The 3,127-nt window shown below is 70.4% G+C and carries 2 protein-coding genes and 1 pseudogene; 2 read left to right on the top strand and 1 reads right to left on the bottom strand.

The window, feature by feature from the left end; genetic code table 11:
* A pseudogene (locus tag ACK59X_RS03695) lies at positions 1-222 on the bottom strand (TetR/AcrR family transcriptional regulator); the annotation flags it as partial.
* 134 nt (positions 223-356) lie between these two features.
* On the opposite strand from ACK59X_RS03695, the gene ACK59X_RS03700 reads away from it, so the two are divergent.
* Positions 357-2,156 carry an acyl-CoA dehydrogenase gene (locus ACK59X_RS03700; RefSeq protein WP_409955272.1) on the top strand — a complete coding sequence of 600 codons (1,800 nt, stop codon included), beginning with the start codon at positions 357-359 and terminating at the stop codon, positions 2,154-2,156.
* A gap of 41 nt (positions 2,157-2,197) precedes the next feature.
* Entirely contained in the window at positions 2,198-3,013 is an 816-nt protein-coding gene (locus ACK59X_RS03705) for a hypothetical protein (RefSeq protein ID WP_409955273.1), read from the top strand.
* Positions 3,014-3,127: the final 114 nt, after the last annotated feature.

Below are 3,127 nucleotides of genomic sequence, written 5' to 3' on the forward strand. Positions count from 1 at the left end.
GTCCCGCAGCGTCATCGCGCCGAAGCCCACCTGGTTGGCCAGCTGGAAGGAGGCCTCGAAGATGGCCCGCAGATTGGCCAGCGCCACCGGCACGCGCTTGACCGTGATGGCGTGCGCGTTGCGCGCGTACACCAGCTCCCACAGCGTGTCGGGCGGGATGGGGTTGATCCGCTTGAACTGTGCGAAGGTGAATTGGGGCTCGAGACCGAGGGACAGGGGCATGGCGGGAAGGCGTGGACGCGGTCGGGTGGGGGGCGGGGCAGGTTGCCCGAATTGACCGCCGGTCGGGAATGATTGTAAACTCCCTCAAAAACCGAGCGAGCGCTCGGTGTTTATTTCGAGCGAGACAACCCCACATGGCCACTGCCACCATCAGCGAGCGCGAGCTCGCCTTCCTGCTTTACGAAGTCCTGGACACCGCGGGCCTGCTGCGGCGCGAGCGCTATGCCGAGCACTCGCGCGAGGTCTTCGACGCCACGCTGGAGACGGCGCGCCAGCTGGCCGAGGATTTGCTGGCGCCGCATCTGCGCGAGGGCGACGAGAACGAGCCACAGTTCGAGAATGGCCGGGCCCGCCTCGTCGCGCCGACCCGCGCGGCGTGGCAGGCCATCGCGGATGCCGGGTTCCTCAGTGCGCACTGGGAGCAGGCCGAGGGCGGGCTGCAGCTGCCGGAGGTCGTGCTGCGCGCGGCGATGAGCGCCTTCTACGCGGCCAACGTCGGCACGGCGGCCTATGCGATGCTGACGATCGGCGCGGCCAATCTGCTGCGCACCTTCGGCAGCCCACAGCTCCGGGCCCGCTACCTCGCGCCGCTGGGCGACGGCCGCTTCGCCGGCACGATGGCATTGACCGAGCCGTCGCAGGGTTCCGCCCTGGGCGACATCAAGACCTACGCCGTGCCCCAGGCCGATGGGAGCTACCGCGTTTTCGGCCAGAAGATGTTCATCTCCGGCGGCGAGCAGGACCTCACCGAGACCATCGTGCACATGGTGCTCGCGCGCATCCAGGGCGCGCCGCCCGGCGTCAAGGGCATCTCGCTGTTCCTGGTGCCCAAGATCCTGCCCGGCGAGCACGGGGCGGCGGACACGCCGAACGACGTGGCGCTGGCCGGGCTGCTGCACAAGATGGGCTGGCGCAACACCACCTCCACCGTGCTGTCCTTCGGGGAGAAGGGCGGCGCGGTGGGCTGGCTGGTCGGCCGCGAGCACCAGGGCCTGGCCCACATGTTCCAGCTGATGAACGAGGCGCGCATCGGCGTCGGCGTCATGTCCGCCAGCATCGCCTGGCGCGGCTTCAGCGAGTCGCTGGCCTACGCGCGCGAGCGGCCGCAGGGCCGCCTGCCGTCGAACAAGGATCCGCTGTCGCCGCAGGTCAAGCTGGTCGAGCACTCCGACGTGCGCCGGATGCTGCTGGTGCAGAAGGCCTACGCCGAGGGCAGCCTGGCCCTGTGCCTGTACGCCTGCAGCCTGTTCGAGGACCAGCACACCCATCCGGAGCCGCCGGCGCGCGCAGCGGCCGGCCGGCTGCTCGACGTCCTCACGCCGGTCGTGAAGTCCTGGCCTGCGCGCTACGGCGCGGCGGCCCACGACCTGGCCATTCAGGTGCTCGGCGGCGCGGGCTACACGCGCGACTACCCGCTGGAGCAGCTGTACCGCGACCAGCGCCTGAACATGATCCACGAGGGGACCGAGGCCATCCACGGCATCGATCTGCTCGGCCGCAAGGTGCTGGCGGAGCAGGGCGCGGGGCTGCGCCTGTTCGTCGACACCGTGCGCCAGGACGCCGGGCGCGCCTCCGAGGCGGGCCTGGGCGACGAGGCGGCGGCCCTGTGCGCGGCGCTGGACCGCCTGGTGGAGGTCAGCGCGGGGCTCGCCGCGCTGCAGCGCAGCGAGCCCGACCTCGGCCTGGCCAACGCCACGCTGTACCTCGACGCGTTCGGGCGCGTGACGCTGGCCTGGATCTGGCTGCTGCAGGGGCGGGCGGCGGCGCGCGCGCTGCCGGCCGCCAGCGGGGAGGCCGCCGACCACTACCGCGGCAAGCTGCAGGCCATGCGCTACTTCTTCCAGTGGGAGCTGCCGCAGACGCACGCCCAGTGGGCGTTGCTCGCGCGTGCCGACCGCTGCGCCTACGACATGCGCGACGCGTGGTTCATCTGAAGCCGCGACGCATTCCCTTTCCATCTCCACCGCAGGACCTTATGAGCCAGGCCGTCATCGTTTCCGTCGCGCGCACCCCCATCGGGCGCGCCTACAAAGGGGCATTCAATGCCATCAAGTCGCCCACGCTGCTGGGCCATGCCATCGGGCCCGCCGTCGCGCGCGCCGGCGCCGGCCCGGACGAGGTAGACGACGTCGTAGTGGGCACGGTGCTGGGCGCCGGCACGGCCGGCATGTACCTGGCGCGCAACGCCGCGCTCGCGGCCGGGCTGGGCGTGGCGGTGAGCGGCCAGACCCTGGACCGCCAGTGCGCTTCCGGGCTCATGGCGGTGGCGACGGCCGCCAAGCAGATCATCGTGGACGGCATGCGGGTCGTGGTCGCGGGCGGCCAGGAAAACATCTCCGCGGTGCAGAAGGGCTACTTCGACTGGGCCTCGGCGGAGGCGGACCCCGCCGTCCAGGCCAAGGTGCCGCACGCCTACATGCCCATGCTGCAGACGGCGGAGTTCGTCGCCAGGAAGTACGGGATCGGCCGCGAGGCGCAGGACCTGTACGCGCTGCAATCGCAGCAGCGCACGGCGGCGGCCCAGCAGGCTGGACGCTTCGACGCCGAGATCGTGCCCCTGCCGTCGCGCATGGCCGTGGTCGACAAGGAGACCCAGGCCGTCAGCCACCGCGACGTGACCCTGGCCCAGGACGAGGGCAACCGCCCGGAGACCACGCTAGAGAGAATGGCCGCGCTCAAGCCCGGGATCGAGGGCGGCAGCGTCAAGGCGGGCAATGCCAGCCAGCTCTCCGATGGCGCCGCCGCCTGCGTGCTGATGGACGATGGGGTCTCCTCGTTTTCAGTGCAATAAGTGACGGTACGAAAAGCTAGCACTGGCGCGGAGGTGGTGTTGGTAGATCGTTGATTTCATTGACTTTCCTGTTCACTTTCAAATCTGCGATTCGTGGCGTCAAACCGTGGTCGG

It is taken from the genome of Acidovorax sp., assembly GCF_046339755.1.
Classification (GTDB): Bacteria; Pseudomonadota; Gammaproteobacteria; order Burkholderiales; family Burkholderiaceae_C; genus Acidovorax.

What these genes read in the sequence shown, in the direction of transcription:
- ACK59X_RS03700 (WP_409955272.1), top strand. Translation starts at nt 357, where the DNA reads ATGGCCACTGCCACCATCAGCGAGCGCGAGCTCGCCTTCCTGCTTTAC.
- ACK59X_RS03705 (WP_409955273.1), top strand. Translation starts at nt 2,198, where the DNA reads ATGAGCCAGGCCGTCATCGTTTCCGTCGCGCGCACCCCCATCGGGCGC.